This is a genomic window from Pseudomonas sp. B10(2017) (assembly GCF_002113295.1).
GTDB lineage: Bacteria > Pseudomonadota > Gammaproteobacteria > Pseudomonadales > Pseudomonadaceae > Aquipseudomonas > Aquipseudomonas pudica.
In genome coordinates this window covers 172,337-192,607 of record NZ_NEJU01000010.1, presented here as the reverse complement: position 1 = coordinate 192,607, position 20,271 = coordinate 172,337, and the positions used below count along the sequence as shown (strand labels likewise).

The window sequence follows — 20,271 nt, the reverse complement described above, 5'->3', positions numbered from 1 at the left end:
CGTGATCCCTGTGGGAGCGGGTTACCCGCGAAGAAGACACCGCGATGGATGGCACGGGCTTCGCCCGTGTTCGCGGGCAAGCCCGCTCCCACAGGGATCACGCCAGCTTTTAGAAATTGAGCAAGACAGTTGCTCCCACAGCTACTTCGCAGGTCTTGAAACCTTCGCTAAACCTGTGGGAGCTGGCTTGCCGGCGATAGGGCCCTGTCAGGCAATACGGGTACCAAGCACCTTGAGGAATGCCGCCAGCCACGCCGGATGCGCCGGCCATGCCGGTGCCGTCACCAGGTTGCCGTCCACATGCGCCTGGTCCACCGCGATATCGATGAATGTCCCGCCCGCCAAGCGCACTTCCGGCGCACACGCCGGGTACGCACTGCATTCGCGCCCTTCCAGCACGCCGGCCGCCGCCAACAGCTGGGCACCATGGCATACGGCCGCGATCGGCTTGCCAGCCTGGTCGAACGCCCGCACCAGTTCCAGCACCCGCTCATCCAGACGCAGGTACTCCGGTGCACGGCCACCGGGGATCAACAACGCGTCATAACCCTCGGCACGCACCCGCACGAAATCGTAGTTCAGGGCAAAGTTGTGCCCCGGCTTTTCGCTGTAGGTCTGTTCTCCCTCGAAATCATGAATCGCGGTGCGCACAGTCTGCCCCGCGACCTTTTCCGGGCATACCGCATGCACCGTGTGCCCGACCATGCTCAACGCCTGGAACGGCACCATGACTTCGTAATCTTCGACGTAGTCGCCGACCAACATGAGAATCTTCTTCGCCGTCATCGCACCCACTCCTTCGATTGCCTTGAGACAGTCACTGCACGATAGCCGGTCTCAGTCGCGACGGTCGAGCAAGTTGACCACCAACCGGTCCAGCCAACCCCACAACCGCTGCTTCACCCGGCGCCACAGCGGCCGGGCATTCCAGTGGCCCAGGTCGACCACCTCGCTCAAGGCGAAATCACGCTCGAAGCTGGCCTGCACGGCAGCCGTCAGTGGTGGGTCGAGCGCCTCGATATTGGCCTCGAGGTTGAAACGCAGGTTCCAGTGATCGAAGTTGCATGAGCCGATACTGACCCAGTCGTCGATCAGCACCATCTTCAGGTGCAGGAAACAAGGCTGGTACTCATAGATGCGCACCCCGGCGCGCAGCAGGCGCGGGTAATAGCGGTGTCCGGCGTAACGTACCGAGGGGTGATCGGTGCGCGGCCCGGTCAGCAGCAGCCGCACATCGACCCCCTTGCCGGCAGCCCGGCGCAGCGAACGGCGCACGCTCCAGGTTGGCAGGAAGTAGGGCGTGGCCAGCCACACTCGCTGCTTGCCGCTGTTGATCGCCCGCACCAGCGAATGCAGGATGTCCTGGTGCTGGCGGGCGTCGGCATAGGCTACCCGGCCCATGCCCTGCCCCTGCGCAGGCACCTTGGGCAGGCGCGGCAGGCCAAAGCCCTCGGCGGGGCGCCAGGCGGTGCGACGGTTGTTGGCGTGCCACTGGCGGTCGAACAGCAACTGCCAGTCGCTCACCACCGGCCCCTTCATCTGCACCATCACCTCGTGCCACTCACTGGTCGCCTCGCCCGGCGTCCAGAACTCGTCGGTGACGCCCGTACCACCCACCACGGCCCAGCGCTCGTCCACCAGCAGCAACTTGCGGTGGTCGCGGTACAGGTTGCGAAGGCCACGCTTCCAGCGCAGGCGGTTGTACCAGCGCAGATACACACCTGCGTCCAGCAGGCGCTGACGCAACTTGCTGTTGAAAGCCAGCGAACCATAGTCGTCGAACAGGCAGCGCACCCGCACGCCGCGTCGGGCAGCCTGCTCCAGCGCTTCGACCACAGCATCCGCGCAGTCACCGGCCTCGACCAGGTACAGCTCCAGGTCGACCTGGAACTCGGCGCGCATGATCGCCAGGAGCATGCGCGGAAAAAACTCGGGGCCGTCGATCAGCAGTTCGAACTGGTTGCCATCCCGCCAGGGAAAGACCGGCCCCGGCATGTCAGCGGGCGGTGAAGATCAGCACCGCGCTAACCGGCACCGAAGGGTTGATGGACTTGAGCCCGGCGAACTTGCGCAGGCGTTGCAGCCCCGGCAACAGGCCGAAATCTTCGGCGCGCAGCACCAAGGGCTCAAGGGTCACCACCTGGAAGCGTCGCTCGTCCAGCCGGGTGGCCAGCAGCAAGGCGTTGTAGCTGTGCGACTGGCCATGCAGGGTCACGGTCAATGGCAGGCGCAGTTCGATCTGGGCACCGTTGGCCAGGTCGTTGATCGGCCGCAGGTCCAGTTGCGCCTGCACCTTGGCTTCGGCAAAGCGCTCGACCTCGAACAGGTCCTCGCGCATGCGCTCGTCACGCAGTGGAATACCGCTGCTCACCGAATCCATCTCGATGCTCAGCCCGGCCACACCCTTGCGGTCGACCGTGCCATGCAGCACCAGGAAGCGGTGCACTTCGGCAGTATTACCGTTCTTGCCGGTAATGAACGAAAGGCGCGAAGACTCGCCATCGAGGTGCCAGTTGGCATGGGCAGGCAGGCAAAAAGCCAGCAACAAGGCGGGCAGCAGGCGGGGCAGCTTGAACATGACAGATCTCGTGAAACCAGGCCGCCAACCTTACCCGCCCGCCTTCACGGCAGCAAGCGGCAGCCCTCGCGCGGGCCTTGCCAGGCGGCCTGATTGCGACGGCCCAGGGCTTCGGCGGTAACCTGCCGCTGTTGGCTGTCTTCCTCCAGCAGGCTCAGCGGCAGCCATTGCTTCACGTAGCCTTGGCAATACGCCGGCTCGAACCCCATGACGAAGCGGCACGAGCAATATTCCTTGGCCGAGTAGGCCGAAAGGATACCGGGGAAGTCCGCCAGAGCCTGGCGCTCGTGCCAGGCCCAGTACACCAGCCCCAGCAACACCACCAACAGCATCCGCTTCATGCCCCCTCCCCAGCCAGCGCCACGAGTATCCGCTTGAGCAGCTCGTCGTGCTGGTAGCTGCCGTCGCGGTCATCGGCGTAACGCACGATCACCAGCTTTTGCGCGGGCAGCACGTACAGCGCCTGGCCCCAGTGGCCAAGGGCTGCATAGGTGTCTGCGGGCGCACTCGGCCAAGGCCGTGCAGCACCGTCCAGAGGCTGGTTGAGCCACCAGTGGCCACCGGGGTTGGCCTCGCCGGGCAGCGCTTCGGCCTCGGCAAACGGCGTGCGGTTGAAGGCCACCCAGGGCTTGGGTAGCAATTGCCGATCCTGCCAGCGCCCGTCGCGCTGCATCAGCAGGCCGATGCGTGCAAGGTCGCGAGCGCTGAGGTACAGGTAGGACGAACCCACATAAGTACCCACGCGGTCCCGCTCCCATACCGCACTATCGATCCCCAAGGGGTTGAACAGTGCATGCCAGGGGTAGTCGGGGTACTGACCGGCATCGAGCATGCCGCGAAGCGCGGCGGCCAGCAGGTTGCTGTCGCCACTCGAATACAGAAACCGCTGGCCTGGGCTGGCCACCGCTGTCCGCGCCGCCGCATAGGCCGCCATGTCTTCGCGGCCACGGGTATACAGCATGGCCACCACCGACGACTTGAGCGGGGCGTACTCGTAGTCTTCCTGCCAGTCCAGGCCGCTGGCCCAATGCAGCAGATCGGCCATGCGCACGCCGGGATGGGCCTGCATGGCCGGGTAGAAGCGGGTGACCGGGTCCTGCAGCTGGAAGCGGCCTTCGCCCTGGGCTACGCCCAATAGCGTGGCGAGTACGCTCTTGCTGATCGACCAGGTCAGGTGGGCGGTGGCGGCAGTGCTGGGGGCGGCGTAGCGTTCGTGGAGGATGCGGCCGTCGCGGATGATCAGCAAGGCGTCGGTGCGGATACCGCTGCGTTCGGGGGTGGTGCGTGCGGGGAAGGCGTAGGCGTCGACGGCTTGCCAGTCGAGGGGGGTGTTGTCGATTGGCCAGTCCGGAGTTGGCCAGACCTCGGCTTTGGCGGTTCCCGTAGCCATGCAAAAAAGCAGCAGCAGACTTTTCAGCATCCCGTTTCAGGCTCGCAATTTTGGGGCTGCTGCGCAGCCCTTTCGCGACAAAAGGCCGCTCCCACAGGGAACAGCGCTGCTCTTGCTTTTGTGGGAGCGGCCTTGTGTCGCGAAAGGGCCGCAAAGCGGCCCCAGGATTCATCGGATCACACAAACCTATCAGGCATTCATGACAATCCCGCAGCAGCCCAAGCCTTGTTCAGCCGCTTCTCCCGCGCCGCCGCCGCCAGCGCCATCACCCCCTGGTCACGCTGCCAGATCTGCGCCCACTGCGCCGGCCCCGCCGCCAACGCAGCATCGATCTCCCTTCGCAGCGCCTGGAACTGTGCAAACAGGCCCCCCAGCAACAAATGGCAACCAACGCTATCGGCGCACTGCCGGCTACCTTCGGCACACCCGGCCAGCAGCCCAAGCAGTTGCAGGCGCAGGGCCTGCGGCCAGGCGCACTCCTGCCCCACGCCATACAGCCAGGCCGTCAACGCCGTAAGCACATACAAGTCCTCCAGTGAACGGAACGGCTTCACATAAGCATCCCAACCATCACCGGCCAGCAACTCGCACGCCGCCTGCTCCAGTATCAATCGCCCATGCCCCACCTCCGGCATCAGCGGCAGGGTCGGCAGCGCTTCCAGCGTCACACCTGGCTCCCCGGGGTAGACCACCGCCAAATTCAATTGTGGCGCCGCGCCCGTCGCCTCGCAGCGCGCCGCCACCAGCAGCCATTCCGCCTCCAGGCCTGCAGTGACGAAGTCCTTGCTGCCGGTCAGCCGCAAGCCGTCCAGGCGCGTGCGCATATCCGCTGGCCGCACGCTGCGCCGCTCGGTGGCGCACAGGGCGCCGAGGCTGGGTGGAGCACTGGGCCACAGCACGCGCAGGGCGGCCTGGTAGCCGATCAGGAAGGCCAGGCCCGGGGTGGCCATCGCACGCCCGCCGAGCACTGCCAGTTCGAACGGGGCAACCGGGCCAAGGCGCTCGAGCAGCGCGGCATAGGTTTCGCCCAGGGTGCCCGCCAGCGCTTGGCGAAGCGGGTCGTTGAGTCGTTGCAACCAGGCCATCGGTCGGCTCCTTGCTGAAGGGCTTTCAGTTGTGGCTCAGAGGGTGTCACGCAAGCATCACCAAAGATTCACAGGGGTGACACCCCATCTACCTAGGCTGACTTTGCACAACAAAGCCGACCGGCCGCAACCCTTCATGGCTGGCTTATGGAGACTCGTAATGACTCGGATCGCTCACGCTGGCGACAACAGCACCGAACGCCGTCTGCAAGCCGAACGCCTGGTTGGCGCTGCGGCCCTGCAGGAAGCCCAGGCCCTGCGCTACAAAGTGTTCAGCGCCGAATTCAAGGCCAAGCTCAAAGGAGCCGAGCAAGGCCTGGACATGGACGACTACGACGTGCACTGCCGCCACATTGGCGTACGCGACCTGAGCACCGGCGAGCTGGTTGCCACCACCCGCCTGCTGGACCATCAGGCCGCCAGCAGCCTGGGCCGCTTCTATAGCGAAGAAGAATTCAGCCTGCACGGCCTGTTGCAGCTGCAGGGCCCGATCCTGGAGCTGGGCCGAACCTGCGTAGCCCCCGACTACCGCAACGGCGGCACCATCGCCGTGCTCTGGGGCGAACTGGCCGAAGTGCTCAACGAAGGCCGCTACAGCTACCTGATGGGCTGCGCCAGCATCCCCATGCAGGATGGCGGGGTACAGGCCCACGCGGTGATGCAGCGACTGCGTGACCGCTATCTGTGCACCGAGCACCTGCGCGCCGAGCCGAAGAATCCGTTGCCAAACCTGGCCCTGCCGAACAACGTCATTGCCGAAATGCCACCGCTGCTCAAGGCGTACATGCGCCTGGGCGCGAAGATCTGCGGCGAGCCGTGCTGGGACGAAGACTTCCAGGTGGCCGATGTGTTCATTCTGCTCAAGCGCGACGAACTGTGCCCGCGCTACGCCCGCCACTTCAAGGCAGCGGTCTGATGCCGAAGCTGCGGGTAATGGCCCGCCTGACTCGACTGCTGCTGGTACTGCTGCTGGGCATGCTGATGGCCAGCGTGATCGCCCTGGGCGAACGCCTGGGGTTCAAGGCACCTATCGAGCGCCGCCAGCGCTGGACCTGCCTGTTCATGAAGCGACTGGTCGCGGCCCTGCCCTTCGATGTGCGGGTGGTCGGCGAGCTACCGAAGCGGCCGATGCTGTGGGTCAGCAACCACGTGTCCTGGACCGATATCCCGCTGCTCGGCATGCTGCTACCCCTGTCGTTCCTGTCCAAGGCCGAAGTGCGCCACTGGCCGGTGGCCGGCTGGCTGGCGGAAAAGGCCGGTACCCTGTTCATCCGCCGTGGCGGGGGCGACAGCCAGCGCCTGCGTGAACAGATCGCCGGGCAACTGGGCCTTTCCCGGCCGCTACTGATCTTTCCGGAAGGCACCACCACCAGCGGCCGTACCCTGCGCACCTTCCATGGTCGCCTGTTGGCAGGCGCCATCGACCGTGGCGTGGCGGTGCAGCCGGTCGCCATCCAGTACCTGCGCGATGGCCAGATCGACCCGATTGCACCGTTCATAGGTGACGATGACCTTGTTTCGCACCTGATGCGCCTGTTCGCCCTGCCACGGGGCGAGGTATGCATTCACCTGCTGCAGCCGATCGGCAGCGTGGGCAAGGAGAGAGCGGTGCTGGCGTTGCAGGCGCAGCAGGCGATTCACCTGGCGCTGTTCGGGGTTGAAGAAGTTGAGCTGGCGCCACGGCGGCAGGCGCGGGCTGCCTGAATTCTTGTACTGCCTGTTCTGGCCCTTTCGCGGGTGAACCCACTCCCACAGGGACCGCCCTTATCCTGAGCTCTGTGGTGTACCTGTGGGAGCCACCGGGATGGCACTCATCCTGCGTTCTGTGGTGTACCCGCGAAGAGGCCAGCAATGACAACCCGGCACTAACTGCCAGACATCCGCCCCGCTGCCGCAAACGCCTGCAACTGTGGATAAAACTCCCTGAAGTCCGCCAGCAATGGCTCATACAGCCGCTCCAGCTCTCCCATCACCCCGACCATCCCCTCCGGCCGCGACAAGCGCCGGGCAATGCCGTTGAACACGTGCTCCAGCGTGGCAAAGTCGCCATACGCCCCCAGCCAGTCATCTGCCGCCATGAACGGCGCAATGCGCGCCAGCCGCCCTGGCAACTCGGGCTGCGCGAGCAATACCCGATAGAAGTCACCGGTGAACTGCTCCAGCGGCTGCTCGGCATAATCTCGCCAATGTCGTGCCAGGCAATGATCGAAAAACACATCCAGAACGATGCCGGCAAAGCGCCGCCGCTCCCGTGGAAAGCGCGCCAGTGCCGCCAGCACCAACGGGTGCTTGTCGGTGTAGCTGTCGATATGCCGGTGCAGGCGGATGGCCGCCTCAAGCGCAGGCGGGAAGCGCCCTTCCAGCGAGCCTTTGACGAAGTCGCCATACAGGCTGCCAAGCAATTGGTGCGGCGCCGGGCCGCCGAGGTGCAGATGTGCAAGGTAGTTCATGAACGCAGTCTAGCACCGCCGCGCCCTATATCGTTATAACGCGATATAGCGATTCGTGCTCAGCTCAGAACCTCTTCATATTTGTACATCGAGAAACCACGATTTATATTTCGCTCTATCGCGATATACCGCTACAACGAGTCTCAACCCATGCCTATCGATCTCGACGAAATCATAAAAGCGCTGGCCCACCCGGTCAGGCGAGAAATCCTCAGCTGGCTGAAGGACCCGGCAACGCAATTCCCCGACCAGTATCACAGCACCGAGAACGGTGTGTGTGCCGGGCAGATCGACCAACGCTGCGGCCTGTCGCAGTCGACCGTCTCCGCCCACCTGGCCACCCTGCAGCGCGCCGGGCTGATCAGCAGCCAGAAGATCGGCCAATGGCACTTCTTCAAACGCAACGAAGCCACCATCCAGGCGTTTCTCGAACAACTGCGCCAAGCACTCTGAACAGGCAGGTAACCGTCATGACCACGCTTTTCGATCCAATCACACTGGGCGACCTGCAACTGCCCAACCGCATCATCATGGCCCCGCTCACCCGCTGCCGGGCCGACGAAGGCCGCGTGCCCAACGCGCTGATGGCCGAGTACTACGTACAACGCGCCAGCGCCGGGCTGATCCTCAGCGAGGCGACCTCGGTCAGCGCCATGGGCGTCGGCTACCCGGATACCCCTGGTATCTGGAACGACGAGCAGGTGCGTGGCTGGAACAATGTGACAAAGGCCGTGCATGCCGCTGGCGGGCGCATCTTCCTGCAGCTTTGGCACGTTGGCCGCATCTCCCACCCCAGCTACCTGAACGGCGAGCTGCCGGTGGCCCCCAGCGCGATCCAGCCCAAGGGCCATGTAAGCCTGGTGCGCCCGCTCAGTGACTACCCCACCCCACGCGCGCTGGAAACCGAAGAAATCATCGACATCGTCGAGGCCTACCGCAGCGGTGCCGAGAATGCAAAGGCTGCCGGTTTCGATGGCGTGGAAATCCACGGTGCCAACGGCTACCTGCTCGACCAGTTCCTGCAGAGCAGCACCAACCAGCGCACCGACCACTACGGCGGCTCGCTGGAAAACCGTGCGCGGCTGCTGCTGGAAGTGACCGATGCAGCTATCGAGGTGTGGGGTGCGAACCGCGTGGGCGTGCACCTGGCGCCGCGTGCCGATGCCCATGACATGGGCGATGCCGACCGTGCCGAAACCTTTACCTACGTGGCCCGTGAGCTGGGCAAGCGGGGTATCGCCTTCATCTGTTCGCGGGAACGGGAAGCCGATGACAGCATTGGCCCATTGATCAAAGAAGCGTTTGGCGGCCCGTATATCGTCAATGAGCGGTTTGACAAAGCCAGTGCCAATGCGGCCCTCGCCAGCGGCAAGGCGGATGCAGTGGCGTTTGGCGTGCCGTTCATCGCCAACCCTGACCTGCCGGCACGGCTGGCGGCGGATGCGCCGTTGAACGAGGCGCGGCCGGAGACTTTCTATGGCAAGGGGCCGGTGGGATACATCGATTATCCGCGGTTGTGATTCAGGGCCATTCGCGGGCACGCCCGCTCCCACAGGGTCAGCACAATCTTCAAGCTTGTCGCTGTACCTGTGGGAGCGGGCGTGCCCGCGAAGAAGGCTCAGGTGATCTCACGGCCGGGCGTTGATCTGCTGCTGCAGGTTCTGGATCTGGCTCTGCAAGGTATTCAGGTTGCGGGTCGTCTGCGCCCGGAAGGCGTCGAATTCCTGCACCGAAGCACCACCCGCCGACGCAGCAGCCGGGCGGTTGTCGATCTGGCTCTTGAGCACCAGGATATCCTGTTCCAGGCCCTGGATGGCCGCACTCGGGTTACCCTGCTTCTTCAGCGCCGCCACCTCGCTGCCCAGGCTCTTGAGCTGCCCGTCCAGCTTGGCGCCATCCACCTGCGCGGCCTTCAGCGCAGCTACCTGTTCGTTCAGGCCCTTGAATTGCGTATCCAGCTTGCCACCATCGACCTGCCCCGAGCGCAACGCGGCCAGCTCGCCATTCACCGCTTTCAGCTGTGCCTGCAACTGGGTTTGCAACTGGGTCACGGCCTTTTGCTGTTCACGGGTATCGGCCAGCACCTGCTCCAGGCGCTTGCCCAGGTCGCCGGTCTGCCCCGCCACACCCTTCTGCAACTCGCGCAGCTGCAGCTTCAGCGCCTCGCTGTTGGTGGTGGCGCCGGATTCGCTGGCCGCCACCTTGCCGCTGATCGCCTGCAGGCGCCCCGCCGCCTCTTCACTGATGCGGGCAAAACTTTCCTGGGTCGCCACCAACTGCTGCTCCATCAGCGAGATCTGCTGGAAGCTCCACCAGCCAAGCCCCGCCAAGGCGATGAACGAGGCCCCGAGCAACGCCCACAGCGGCGCCGTGCTGGCACCCCGAGCGGCTTTCTGGCGGCTGCGCACCACGTGCGCCGGCATCAGTTCGTCATCGTCATGGGTGCCGGCACGCAGGGTAGGCACGTCATCGTAGTCATCGTGAGCATGGTTACGCATGGATACATTCAACCGCGGTAGTCGCAAAGAGGCACGAGTATAAACCGCCAGCGCGGCGCGTTGATGACCATTGTCGGCCGGCCGGCTTCACTGCCCCGGCGGCTGGTGCTTCCACCAGGCACAGAATTCATCCAGCGCCGTCCACAGGCTGACCTTGGGTTGGTAGTCCAGGTGCTGCCGGGCGCGGCTGATATCCAGGGTGAAATCGCGGCTCATCACCTGCATCCCCAGGCGCGACAGGGTCGGTTGCGGGCGCCCCGGCCACAACATGCAGGCCGCCTCGTTCAGCGCGGCGAGGCTGTAGGCCAGGCCGTAGGAGCGGTAACGGGTAACCTGCGGCAGCTGCATCTGGCGCATCACGTAGTTGACCACGTCCCACAGCGGCAGCGGTTGGCCGTTGCTGATGTTGTAGGCCTGGCCCAGCGCCCGGTCGTCGGCAAACAGGGCACTGAGCAGCGCTTCGTTGAGGTTGTGCACGCTGGTGAAATCGACTTTGTTCAGGCCGTTGCCGATGATCGCCACACGCCCCTTGCGCTGCATCTGCATCAGCCGCGGGAAGATACTGGCATCGCCGGCACCGGTGACGAAGCGTGGGCGCAGCGCCAGTACCTCAAGGCCAAACTCCTGGGCACCGAACACTTTCTGCTCGGCCATGTGCTTGGTCTGCGCGTAATGGTCATGGAAGCGGCGCGGCACCTGGTCTTCCCGGATGTCCAGGCGCGAGCGGCCATTGAAGTAGATCGACGGCGACGACAGGTGTACCAGCCGCCGTACGTGCTCCTTCAAGCAGCCCTCGACCACGTTTTCGGTGACCATCACATTGCCTTGGTAAAAATCCTGGTAGCGCCCCCAGTTGCCTACTGCGCCAGCGCAGTGCACCACCGCCTCGACGCCCTGGCACAGGCGGCGTGCCAACTCGGCATCACCCAGGTCGCCGGGGATGAACTGAGCGCCGCGCTTGACCAGGTGCTCGACCCCCTCGGCTCGACGGCCGCTGACCCGCACGTCCAGGCCCTGCTCCAGGGCAAAGCGCGCAAAGCGCCCGCCAATGAAGCCACTCGCGCCGGTGACCAGAATTCGCATGTAAGACTCCGTCTTGCCAGATTTCAGATGCAACTGACGCCAGCCGTGGCTACAAGGGCACCAGCCATTGCCGCGCGGTGTGCCGCAGGTGGTCGGTCAGTTGCGCGAGCAGTTGCCCGCCATTGCGCCAATGATGCCAGTACAGCGGCACATCGATGGGGGTATCGCTGCAGATTTCCACCAACTGCCCGCTGGCCAGTTGCTCGCGAGCCTGCAGTTCCGGCACCAACCCCCAGCCCAGGCCGGCTTCGGTCATGCGCAGGAAGCCTTCGGATGACGGGCACAAGTGGTGCAGGAAGCCATCTTCGATGCCCAGCGATGCCAGGTAACGGTGTTGCAGGAAGTCGTCCGGGCCATACACGATCGCCGGGGTACGGGCCAGGCGGCTGGCAACGAAACCGTGCGGAAAATGCCGCGCCATGAACCCGGGACTGGCCAGCGCCCTGTAGCGCATGGCGCCCAGCGGCAGGCTGCGCGCGCCGGCCACTGGCCGCTCGCTGCCACACAGGCAAGCCGCCACTTCGCCCGCACGCATGCGTTTCAGGCCCACTTCCTGGTCCTCCACCACCAGGTCGGTCAGCACATTGTGCTGTGCGCAGAAGTTGCCCACTGCGCCGGCCCACCAGGTCGCCAGGCTGTCGGCGTTGAGGGCGATGCGCAGGCGCTCGGGCATGCCCTCCTCATCCAGCGCCGGCACCTGGCGCTGCAGGTCGCGTTCGAGCAGGCGCACCTGCTGCACATGGTTGAGCAACTGGCGGCCGACTTCGGTAGGGCTTGGCGGTGTGGCACGCACCAGCACCGGCTGGCCGACCCGCGCCTCGAGCAGCTTGATGCGCTGGGAGATGGCCGACTGCGACAAGCCCAGCACCTGCGCCGCGCGTTCGAAACCGCCCTGCTCGATCACCGCAGCAAGGGCGGCCAGCAGTTTGTAGTCGAACATCGATTTTCCTAATGACGGATCAGATCTATTTGTTTTTCTTATACAGCGTGCTTCATCACAATGACCAGCATCTTTTGGACTCTTTGGAGAGCACGCCATGTGGCAAAGCTATCTCAACGGCATGCTCGTGGCCTTCGGCCTGATCATGGCCATCGGTGCACAGAACGCCTTCGTCCTCGCCCAGAGCTTGCGCCGCGAGCATCATTTGCCGGTGGCGGCACTGTGCATCATCTGTGACGCCATCCTGGTGGCTGCCGGAGTGTTCGGCCTTGCCACCGTGCTGGCGCACAACCCGACGTTGCTGGCGATCGCCCGCTGGGGCGGTGCAGTGTTCCTGATCTGGTACGGCGCCAAGGCTTTGCGCAGCGCCTGCTCCAGGCAGAGCCTGCAGCACCAGCAAGGCCAGGGTGCCCGGTCACGCCGCGCGGTACTGCTCAGTGCCTTGGCAGTGACCCTGCTGAACCCGCACGTGTACCTCGACACGGTGCTGCTGATCGGCTCGCTGGGCGCCCAGCAGGCTGCGCCCGGTGCCTACGTGGCCGGTGCCGCCAGCGCCTCGCTGCTGTGGTTCTCGACCCTGGCGATCGGCGCGGCCTGGCTGGCACCGTGGCTGGCCCGGCCGGCGACCTGGCGCATGCTCGACCTGATGGTGGCGGTGATGATGTTCGCGGTGGCGGCGCAGTTGATCTTCAACTGACCTGGGCTCACCACAACATCTTTATCACCTGTGAGACCGAGCGCCGCCCGCGCGGCGCTCGGTCTCACAGGCGCTACAAGCGTTAAGCCGAACACCACCGGTCGGCACACCCCAACCGCTCTGGAACCTCTATTCCCTATCTTTGTTGCGTGGTTATGCGCCGGGCCCGGTGCTATGATCCAGCGCTTGCGTCGCAAAGAGTACAAACTCGCCGACGCTCATCGGGCCGCCCGTGATCGGCCTTGCGCAAACCGCAAACAGACCTGAATCAGGAGATCCACCATGGCTTTTGAATTGCCGCCGCTGCCATACGCCCACGATGCCCTGCAGCCGCACATCTCCAAGGAAACCCTGGAGTATCACCACGACAAGCACCACAACACCTATGTCGTGAACCTGAACAACCTGGTCCCAGGCACCGAATTCGAAGGCAAGACCCTGGAAGAGATCGTCAAGAGCTCTTCGGGCGGTATCTTCAACAACGCCGCTCAAGTCTGGAACCACACCTTCTACTGGAACTGCCTGGCACCAAACGCCGGTGGCCAGCCGACCGGTGCCCTGGCTGACGCCATCAACGCCGCTTTCGGTTCCTTCGACAAGTTCAAGGAAGAGTTCACCAAGACTTCGGTTGGCACCTTCGGTTCCGGCTGGGGCTGGCTGGTGAAGAAGGCTGACGGTTCCCTGGCCCTGGCCAGCACCATCGGCGCCGGCTGCCCGCTGACCAGCGGCGACACCCCGCTGCTGACCTGCGACGTCTGGGAACACGCGTACTACATCGACTACCGCAACCTGCGTCCGAAGTACGTCGAGGCGTTCTGGAACCTGGTCAACTGGGCCTTCGTTGCCGAACAGTTCGAAGGCAAGACCTTCCAGGCCTGAGTCATTCAGCCCTGAACGAAAAACCCGGCCTGGTGCCGGGTTTTTTTATGCCTGTACCGGCCTCTTTGCGGGTGAACCCGCTCCCACAGGTACGGCGCCGCTTGTGGACTTGATGCTATCCCTGTGGGAGCGGGTTTAACCGCGCAAAGCCGGCACGGTTTTGCTTGCTCAGCCCGCATAGCACGCTAACATCAAACCTCTGGAATATCGTTACGGCGCATTCAAGTTGCGGGGTCAGGCAACCGATACACTACTGAAGGTCGGCCGATAGTGTATCGTCATCGTTGATGGCAAAATGATGCCATGCGCATGGATTAAGGAAACCCCATTGAAGCTGGAATTGCGGAACAGCTTGTCGGTCAAGTTGCTCAGGGTCGTGCTGCTGTCGGCGCTAGCTGTCGGTGTCGTGCTCAGCTGTGCGCAAATCGTCTACGACACCTACAAGACCCGCCAGGCCGTGAACAACGATGCCCAGCGCATCCTCGACATGTTCCGCGACCCCTCGACACAGGCCGTATACAGCCTCGACCGCGAAATGGGCATGCAAGTGATGGAAGGCCTGTTCCAGGACGAATCGGTACGCATGGCCTCCATCGGCCACCCCAACGAAACCATGCTGGCGGAAAAGTCCCGCCCACTGCAGGACATGTCCATGCGCTGGCTGACCGACCTGATCCTCGGCCAGGAACGCACCTACACCACGCAACTGGTCGGCCGCGGCCCCTACAGCGAATACTACGGCGACCTGAGTATCACCCTGGACACCTCGTCCTACGGCGAAGACTTCCTGATCAACGCCGTGATCATCTTCATCTCCGGCGTGCTGCGGGCCCTGGCCATGGGTCTGGTGCTGTACCTGGTCTACCACTGGCTGCTGACCAAACCGCTGTCGAAGATCATCGAGCACCTCACCCAGATCAACCCCGACCGCCCCAGCCAGCACCAGCTGCCGCTGCTCAAGGGCCACGAGAAGAACGAGCTGGGTCTCTGGGTAAATACCGCCAACCAGTTGCTGGCCTCGATCGAGCGCAACACCCATCTGCGCCACGAGGCGGAAAACAGCCTGCAACGCATGGCCCAGTACGACTTCCTCACCGGCCTGCCCAACCGCCAGCAACTGCAGCAGCAACTGGACAAGATCCTCGTCGACGGCGGCCGCCTGCAACACCGTGTGGCAGTACTGTGCGTAGGCCTGGACGACTTCAAGGGCATCAACGAGCAGTTCAGCTACCAGGTCGGCGACCAGCTGCTGCTGGCCCTGGCCGACCGCCTGCGCGCCCACAGTGGCCGCCTGGGCGCCCTGGCACGCCTGGGCGGCGACCAGTTCGCCCTGGTGCAGGCCAATATCGAGCAGCCTTACGAGGCGGCCGAACTGGCACAGAGTATCCTCGATGACTTGGAAGTGCCGTTCGACCTCGACCACCACCAGCAAATCCGCCTGCGCGCCACCATCGGCATCACACTGTTCCCGGAAGACGGCGACAGCACCGAGAAGCTGTTGCAGAAAGCCGAACAGACCATGACCCTGGCCAAGGCCCGTTCGCGCAACCGCTACCAGTTCTACATCGCCAGCGTCGACAGCGAGATGCGCCGCCGTCGCGAGCTGGAAAAGGACCTGCGCGAAGCCCTGCCACGCAACCAGCTGTACCTGGTGTATCAGCCACAGATCAGCTACCGCGACCACCGCGTGGTCGGTGTCGAGGCGCTGCTGCGCTGGCAGCACCCGGAGCTGGGCATGGTACCGCCAGACCAGTTCATCCCCCTGGCCGAACAGAACGGCAGCATCATCAGCATTGGCGAATGGGTGCTCGACCAGGCCTGCCGGCAACTGCGCGAATGGCACGACATGGGCTTCAGCGACCTGCGCATGGCGGTCAACCTGTCCACCGTGCAGCTGCACCACAACGAACTGCCGCGGGTAGTCAACAACCTGCTGCAGGCCTACCGCCTGCCACCACGCAGCCTGGAGCTGGAAGTCACCGAGACCGGCCTGATGGAAGACATCAGCACCGCCGCCCAGCACCTGCTGAGCCTGCGCCGCTCCGGAGCACTGATTGCCATCGACGACTTCGGCACCGGCTACTCGTCGCTCAGCTACCTGAAATCGCTGCCGCTGGACAAGATCAAGATCGACAAGAGCTTCGTCCAGGACCTGCTGGACGACGATGACGACGCTACCATCGTTCGTGCCATCATCCAGCTCGGCAAGAGCCTGGGGATGCAGGTGATCGCCGAAGGCGTGGAAACCGCCGAACAGGAAAGCTATATCGTCGCCCAAGGCTGCCACGAGGGCCAGGGCTACCACTACAGCAAGCCGCTGTCGGCCCGTGAGCTGACCAACTTCCTCAAGCAGGCGCAGCGCAACCAGGTTTCGATGTTCTGAGCCGCCAGCCCGGTTACAGGCCGTGACCGGCATTTACACGAATTGCATACCCTCCCCCTTTACAGCAAATGCAAATCTTTCGCATGATGTTGCCGTTTCGCGTGCCACGGCGCACGGTCTACCCATGGTCCAACCACACGACGCAGGAAAACCAATAATGATTCGAATGCCTCTGGCCTCCGCCAGTCTGCTGGCCATTGCCATCGCTCTCGCCGGTTGCGGTGAAGGCAAGGACGACAAGGCCGCCGCGCCGCAAGCTCAGGCACCTGCTGCCGCCAGCACCAACGCTGCGGCGCCCGGGGTTGTCGACGAAGCCGCCGGCAAAGCCGTGGTCAAGCACTACGCAGAGCTGGTCTACGCCGTGTACAGCGATTCGCTGAGCACCGCCAAGACTCTGCAGACCGCAGTCGACGCATTTCTGGCCAAGCCCAACGACGAAACCCTGAAGGCAGCCAGGGAAGCCTGGGTCGCCTCGCGCGTACCGTACCTGCAGAGCGAAGCCTTCCGCTTCGGCAACACCATCATCGACGACTGGGAAGGCCAGGTGAATGCCTGGCCGCTGGACGAAGGCCTGATCGACTACGTCGACAAGAGCTATGAGCACGCCCTGGGCAACCCGGCAGCCAACGCCAACATCATCGCCAACACCGAGATCCAGGTGGGCGAAGAGAAGATCGACGTCAAGGACATCACTCCCGAGAAGCTGGCCAGCCTGAACGAGCTGGGCGGCTCCGAAGCCAACGTCGCCACCGGCTACCACGCCATCGAATTCCTGCTCTGGGGCCAGGACCTGAACGGCACCGGCCCGGGCGCGGGCAACCGTCCGGCGTCTGATTACCTTGAAGGCAAGGGCGCCACCGGTGGCCACAACGACCGCCGCCGTGCCTACCTGAAAGCGGTCACCGACCTGCTGGTCAAGGACCTCGAAGAGATGGTCGGCAACTGGGCACCGAATGTTGCCGACAACTACCGCGCCAAGCTGGAAGCCGAGTCGGTCAACGACGGCCTGCGCAAGATGCTGTTCGGCATGGGCAGCCTGTCGCTGGGCGAACTGGCTGGCGAGCGCATGAAGGTTTCGCTGGAAGCCAACTCGCCGGAAGACGAGCACGACTGCTTCAGCGACAACACCCACTACTCGCACTTCTACGACGCCAAGGGCATCCGCAACGTCTACCTGGGCGAGTACACCCGCCCGGACGGCAGCAAGGTGACCGGCCCGAGCCTGTCGTCGCTGGTGGCCAAGGTAGACCCGGCCGCCGACGCCACCCTCAAGGCCGACCTGGAAGCCACCGAAGCCAAGATCCAGGTGATCGTCGACCACGCCCTCAAGGGCGAGCACTACGACCAGCTGATCGCTGCCGACAACGCAGCCGGCAACCAGATCGTGCGTGACGCCATTGCCTCCCTGGTCAAGCAGACCGGTGCGATCGAGCAGGCCGCGGGCAAGCTGGGCATTGCCAACCTGAACCCGGATACCGCAGATCACGAGTTCTGATCCTGCTGTAGCGGTTCTGAAAGAGGCGGCCTGCGGGTCGCCTTTTTTTGCTTCCGGCCCTATCGCCGGCAAGCCAGCTCCCACAGGTACTTCACAGCCCTTGAGCCCTGTAGGGTACCTGTGGGAGCTGGCTTGCCGGCGATAGGGCCCGACCAGGCGATCACAAACCATGGCCAACTGACATCGATTTCATCCAGCAATTGCAAATTGCTCTTATTCAAACTCTTTCACCCTGCTAAGCTTGCACGCCGGTTTTTCGCTCACGCCCAGGATTCTCGATGTCCTTGTCGCTGTCCCGACTCTCCCCCCTGCTGCTGGCCTTTGCCCTCGCCGCTTGTGACGACGCTCCGCGTTTCACCCAGGCCGAGCCCGGCGAAGCGTTGTCGGGCGGCAAAGCCACCGTGCAGCGCACTGACCGCAATGCCTATTCCCTGCCCTCGGCCAACCTCTCGGCCGAGCGGCGCCTGGACTTCGCCGTAGGCAACAGCTTCTTCCGCAACCCTTGGGTGATCGCCCCTTCCACCACCACCGCGCGTGACGGCCTGGGCCCGCTGTTCAACACCAATGCCTGCCAGAACTGCCACGTGCGCGACGGGCGCGGCCACCCGCCAGAGCCGGGCGACAGCAACGCCGTTTCGATGCTGGTACGCCTGTCGATCCCCGACCAGCCCTACCTGGCCAAGGTGGTCGAACGCCTCGGGGTGGTGCCGGAGCCGGTCTATGGCACCCAGTTGCAGGACATGGCCATCCCTGGCGTGACGCCGGAAGGCAAGGTGCGGGTGAGCTACACCAGCGAAACGGTGTCGTTCGAGGACGGTCACCAGGTCGAGCTGCGCAAGCCGGCCCTGCAGATCACCCAGCTCGGCTATGGCGTGATGCACCCCGACACGCGCTTTTCGGCGCGGGTGGCGCCGCCGATGATCGGCCTGGGCCTGCTCGAAGCCATCCCAGAAGCCGACCTGCTGGCCAACGAAGATCCGGATGACCGTAACCGCGACGGCATCCGCGGCCGGGCCAACCGGGTGTGGGACGATGCCCTGGGCAAGACCGTGGTCGGCCGCTTCGGCTGGAAGGCCGGGCAGCCCAACGTCAACCAGCAGAACGTTCACGCCTTTGCCGGCGACATGGGCCTGACCACCACACTGCAGCCCAACGATGACTGCACCCCGGCGCAGGCCGACTGCCTGGCCGCGCCCAACGGCGACGGTGCCGATGGCGAGAAGGAGGTCAGCGACAACATCCTGCGCCTGGTCACCTTCTACACCCGTAACCTGGCCGTGCCGGCCCGCCGCGACGTGGGCTCGCCGCAGGTGCTGGCGGGCAAGAACCTGTTCTACCAGGCCGGCTGCCAGGGCTGCCATACACCACAGTTCACCACCGCCACCAATGCCGCCGAGCCGGAACTGGCCAACCAGCTGATCCGCCCCTACAGCGATCTGCTGCTGCATGACATGGGCCCGGGCCTGGCCGACGAGCGGACCGAATTTGCCGCCAACGGCCAGGACTGGCGCACCCCGCCACTGTGGGGCATAGGCCTGAGCGAAACGGTCAGTGGCCACAGCCAGTTCCTGCACGACGGCCGCGCCCGCAACCTGCTCGAAGCGGTGCTCTGGCACGGTGGTGAGGCCGAGGCGGCACGCAATTTCGTACTCACTTTCAATGCCGAGCAGCGTGCCGCGTTGCTGGCTTTCCTGAACTCACTTTAAAAAGCGCAAAGGAGCCGGGCATGTTCCGACCCAAACTGTTGTTCACCAGCCTCGCCGCACTCGCCCTCGGCGCCTGTTCGCCGCAGGACCCGCAAGCCGTGACCTCCGCTGCCATCGCCAAACAGGTGATCCTGCCCACCTACAGCCGCTGGGTCGAAGCCGACCGCACGCTGGCCGCCAGCGCCCTGGCCTACTGCGAAGGCAAGGAAACCCTGGACAAGGCCCGGGCCGACTTCCTCAATGCGCAAAAGGCCTGGGCCGAACTGCAACCGCTGCTGGTCGGCCCGCTGGCCGAAGGCAACCGCGCCTGGCAGGTACAGTTCTGGCCCGACAAGAAGAACCTGGTCGGCCGCCAGGTCGAGCAGTTGATCAACGCCGACCAGCCCGTCGATGCCGCGGCCCTGGGCAAGGCCAGCGTGGTGGTACGTGGCCTGTCGGCCTACGAGTACATCCTGTTCGACAGCAAGCCGGACATCGCCACAGCCGAGCAGAAAGCCCGCTACTGCCCGTTGCTGGTCGCCATTGGTGAACATCAGAAGGCCCTGGCCGAAGAGATCCTCAAGGGCTGGAACAGCACCGACGGCATGCTCTCGCAGATGACCAAGTTCCCCAACCAGCGCTACGCCGACTCCCACGAGGCCATCGCCGACCTGCTGCGCGCCCAGGTCACCGCCCTGGACAGCCTGAAGAAAAAGCTCGGAGCACCGATGGGCCGCCAGAGCAAGGGTATTCCGCAGCCACTGCAGGCCGAAGCCTGGCGCAGCCACAGCTCACTCAAGAGTCTGGAGGCCAGCCTCAAGGCCGCCGAAGCGGTCTGGCTCGGGGTCGACAACCAAGGCCTGCGCGGCTTGCTGTCCAGCGATCAGAAAACCCTGGCGGACAAGATCGACGCCGCCTACGCTGCATCGCTCAAGCTGCTGGCCGCCAACCAGAAGACCCTGGGCGAGCTGCTGGCCGACGACGCCGGCCAGCAAACCCTGAACCAGATCTACGACAGCCTCAACGTCGTCCACCGCCTGCACGAAGGCGAGCTGGCCAAGGCGTTGAACATCCAGCTGGGCTTCAATGCCAACGACGGTGACTGATC

General features: G+C 64.3%; 20 protein-coding genes. 10 read left to right on the top strand and 10 right to left on the bottom strand.

The window, feature by feature from the left end; genetic code table 11:
* Nucleotides 1-207: 207 nt before the first annotated feature.
* The 6 genes from CAF92_RS14755 to CAF92_RS14730 all read right to left on the bottom strand — a co-directional run bounded on the left by CAF92_RS14755 (nt 208) and on the right by CAF92_RS14730 (nt 5,053).
* Complete coding sequence (locus CAF92_RS14755; RefSeq protein WP_085601223.1) at nt 208-786, bottom strand: DJ-1/PfpI family protein; 579 nt, start codon at nt 784-786, stop codon at nt 208-210.
* A 51-nt stretch (nt 787-837) separates the two neighbouring features.
* The gene (locus CAF92_RS14750) at nt 838-1,995 is read right to left on the bottom strand and encodes a phosphatidylserine/phosphatidylglycerophosphate/cardiolipin synthase family protein (protein WP_085601222.1); all 1,158 of its coding nucleotides are present in this window, start codon (nt 1,993-1,995) and stop codon (nt 838-840) included.
* A gap of 1 nt (nt 1,996) precedes the next feature.
* The gene (locus CAF92_RS14745) at nt 1,997-2,578 is read right to left on the bottom strand and encodes a YceI family protein (RefSeq protein WP_013974065.1); all 582 of its coding nucleotides are present in this window, start codon (nt 2,576-2,578) and stop codon (nt 1,997-1,999) included.
* Between the two features lie 44 nt (nt 2,579-2,622).
* Entirely contained in the window at nt 2,623-2,919 is a 297-nt protein-coding gene (locus CAF92_RS14740) for an amidase (RefSeq protein ID WP_085601221.1), read from the bottom strand.
* Nucleotides 2,916-3,998: a serine hydrolase gene (locus tag CAF92_RS14735; RefSeq protein ID WP_085601220.1), complete on the bottom strand. Its 1,083-nt coding sequence runs from the start codon at nt 3,996-3,998 to the stop codon at nt 2,916-2,918. Before CAF92_RS14735 ends, CAF92_RS14740 begins: the two co-directional genes overlap by 4 nt.
* 167 nt (nt 3,999-4,165) lie before the next feature.
* Entirely contained in the window at nt 4,166-5,053 is an 888-nt protein-coding gene (locus tag CAF92_RS14730) for an acyl-CoA dehydrogenase (protein ID WP_085601219.1), read from the bottom strand.
* Nucleotides 5,054-5,213: 160 nt separating this feature from the next.
* On the opposite strand from CAF92_RS14730, the gene olsB reads away from it, so the two are divergent.
* Both olsB and CAF92_RS14720 read left to right on the top strand, forming a co-directional pair.
* Nucleotides 5,214-5,969, top strand: coding sequence for an L-ornithine N(alpha)-acyltransferase (gene olsB, locus CAF92_RS14725; protein WP_015271672.1), 756 nt, complete (start codon nt 5,214-5,216; stop codon nt 5,967-5,969).
* Nucleotides 5,969-6,757 carry a lysophospholipid acyltransferase family protein gene (locus CAF92_RS14720; RefSeq protein ID WP_085601218.1) on the top strand — a complete coding sequence of 263 codons (789 nt, stop codon included), beginning with the start codon at nt 5,969-5,971 and terminating at the stop codon, nt 6,755-6,757. Before olsB ends, CAF92_RS14720 begins: the two co-directional genes overlap by 1 nt.
* Nucleotides 6,758-6,918: 161 nt before the next feature.
* Here CAF92_RS14720 and CAF92_RS14715 read toward each other — a convergent pair whose 3' ends face one another.
* Nucleotides 6,919-7,503 carry an ACP phosphodiesterase gene (locus CAF92_RS14715; protein ID WP_085601217.1) on the bottom strand — a complete coding sequence of 195 codons (585 nt, stop codon included), beginning with the start codon at nt 7,501-7,503 and terminating at the stop codon, nt 6,919-6,921.
* A gap of 150 nt (nt 7,504-7,653) precedes the next feature.
* Here CAF92_RS14715 and CAF92_RS14710 point away from each other — a divergent pair, with 150 nt between their 5' ends.
* Nucleotides 7,654-7,956, top strand: coding sequence for a helix-turn-helix transcriptional regulator (locus CAF92_RS14710; protein WP_015271675.1), 303 nt, complete (start codon nt 7,654-7,656; stop codon nt 7,954-7,956).
* 17 nt (nt 7,957-7,973) lie between these two features.
* Nucleotides 7,974-9,023: an alkene reductase gene (locus tag CAF92_RS14705; protein ID WP_046616935.1), complete on the top strand. Its 1,050-nt coding sequence runs from the start codon at nt 7,974-7,976 to the stop codon at nt 9,021-9,023.
* Nucleotides 9,024-9,131: 108 nt separating this feature from the next.
* On the opposite strand, the gene CAF92_RS14700 is transcribed toward CAF92_RS14705, so the two are convergent.
* The 3 genes from CAF92_RS14700 to CAF92_RS14690 form a co-directional block, all read right to left on the bottom strand.
* Complete coding sequence (locus CAF92_RS14700; RefSeq protein ID WP_046616936.1) at nt 9,132-10,001, bottom strand: hypothetical protein; 870 nt, start codon at nt 9,999-10,001, stop codon at nt 9,132-9,134.
* A gap of 87 nt (nt 10,002-10,088) precedes the next feature.
* The gene (locus CAF92_RS14695; RefSeq protein WP_046616937.1) at nt 10,089-11,084 is read right to left on the bottom strand and encodes an NAD(P)-dependent oxidoreductase; all 996 of its coding nucleotides are present in this window, start codon (nt 11,082-11,084) and stop codon (nt 10,089-10,091) included.
* A 49-nt stretch (nt 11,085-11,133) separates the two neighbouring features.
* Nucleotides 11,134-12,024, bottom strand: a complete 891-nt coding sequence (locus CAF92_RS14690; protein ID WP_046616940.1) for a LysR family transcriptional regulator ArgP — start codon at nt 12,022-12,024, stop codon at nt 11,134-11,136.
* A gap of 97 nt (nt 12,025-12,121) precedes the next feature.
* Between CAF92_RS14690 and CAF92_RS14685 the strand changes: the two genes are divergently transcribed.
* From CAF92_RS14685 to CAF92_RS14660, 6 genes are all read left to right on the top strand, one after another.
* Nucleotides 12,122-12,721 (top strand): LysE/ArgO family amino acid transporter, encoded by a 600-nt coding sequence (locus CAF92_RS14685; protein WP_046616941.1) that lies wholly within the window; start codon nt 12,122-12,124, stop codon nt 12,719-12,721.
* Nucleotides 12,722-13,003: 282 nt separating this feature from the next.
* Nucleotides 13,004-13,600: a superoxide dismutase gene (locus CAF92_RS14680; RefSeq protein WP_085601216.1), complete on the top strand. Its 597-nt coding sequence runs from the start codon at nt 13,004-13,006 to the stop codon at nt 13,598-13,600.
* 328 nt (nt 13,601-13,928) lie between these two features.
* Nucleotides 13,929-15,983 carry a bifunctional diguanylate cyclase/phosphodiesterase gene (locus tag CAF92_RS14675; protein WP_046616943.1) on the top strand — a complete coding sequence of 685 codons (2,055 nt, stop codon included), beginning with the start codon at nt 13,929-13,931 and terminating at the stop codon, nt 15,981-15,983.
* 157 nt (nt 15,984-16,140) lie between these two features.
* Nucleotides 16,141-17,478, top strand: a complete 1,338-nt coding sequence (locus CAF92_RS14670; protein ID WP_046616944.1) for an imelysin family protein — start codon at nt 16,141-16,143, stop codon at nt 17,476-17,478.
* A gap of 278 nt (nt 17,479-17,756) precedes the next feature.
* Nucleotides 17,757-19,184: a di-heme oxidoredictase family protein gene (locus tag CAF92_RS14665; RefSeq protein ID WP_085601215.1), complete on the top strand. Its 1,428-nt coding sequence runs from the start codon at nt 17,757-17,759 to the stop codon at nt 19,182-19,184.
* Between the two features lie 20 nt (nt 19,185-19,204).
* Nucleotides 19,205-20,269 carry an imelysin family protein gene (locus tag CAF92_RS14660; protein WP_085601214.1) on the top strand — a complete coding sequence of 355 codons (1,065 nt, stop codon included), beginning with the start codon at nt 19,205-19,207 and terminating at the stop codon, nt 20,267-20,269.
* The last annotated feature ends 2 nt before the right edge of the window (nt 20,270-20,271 follow it).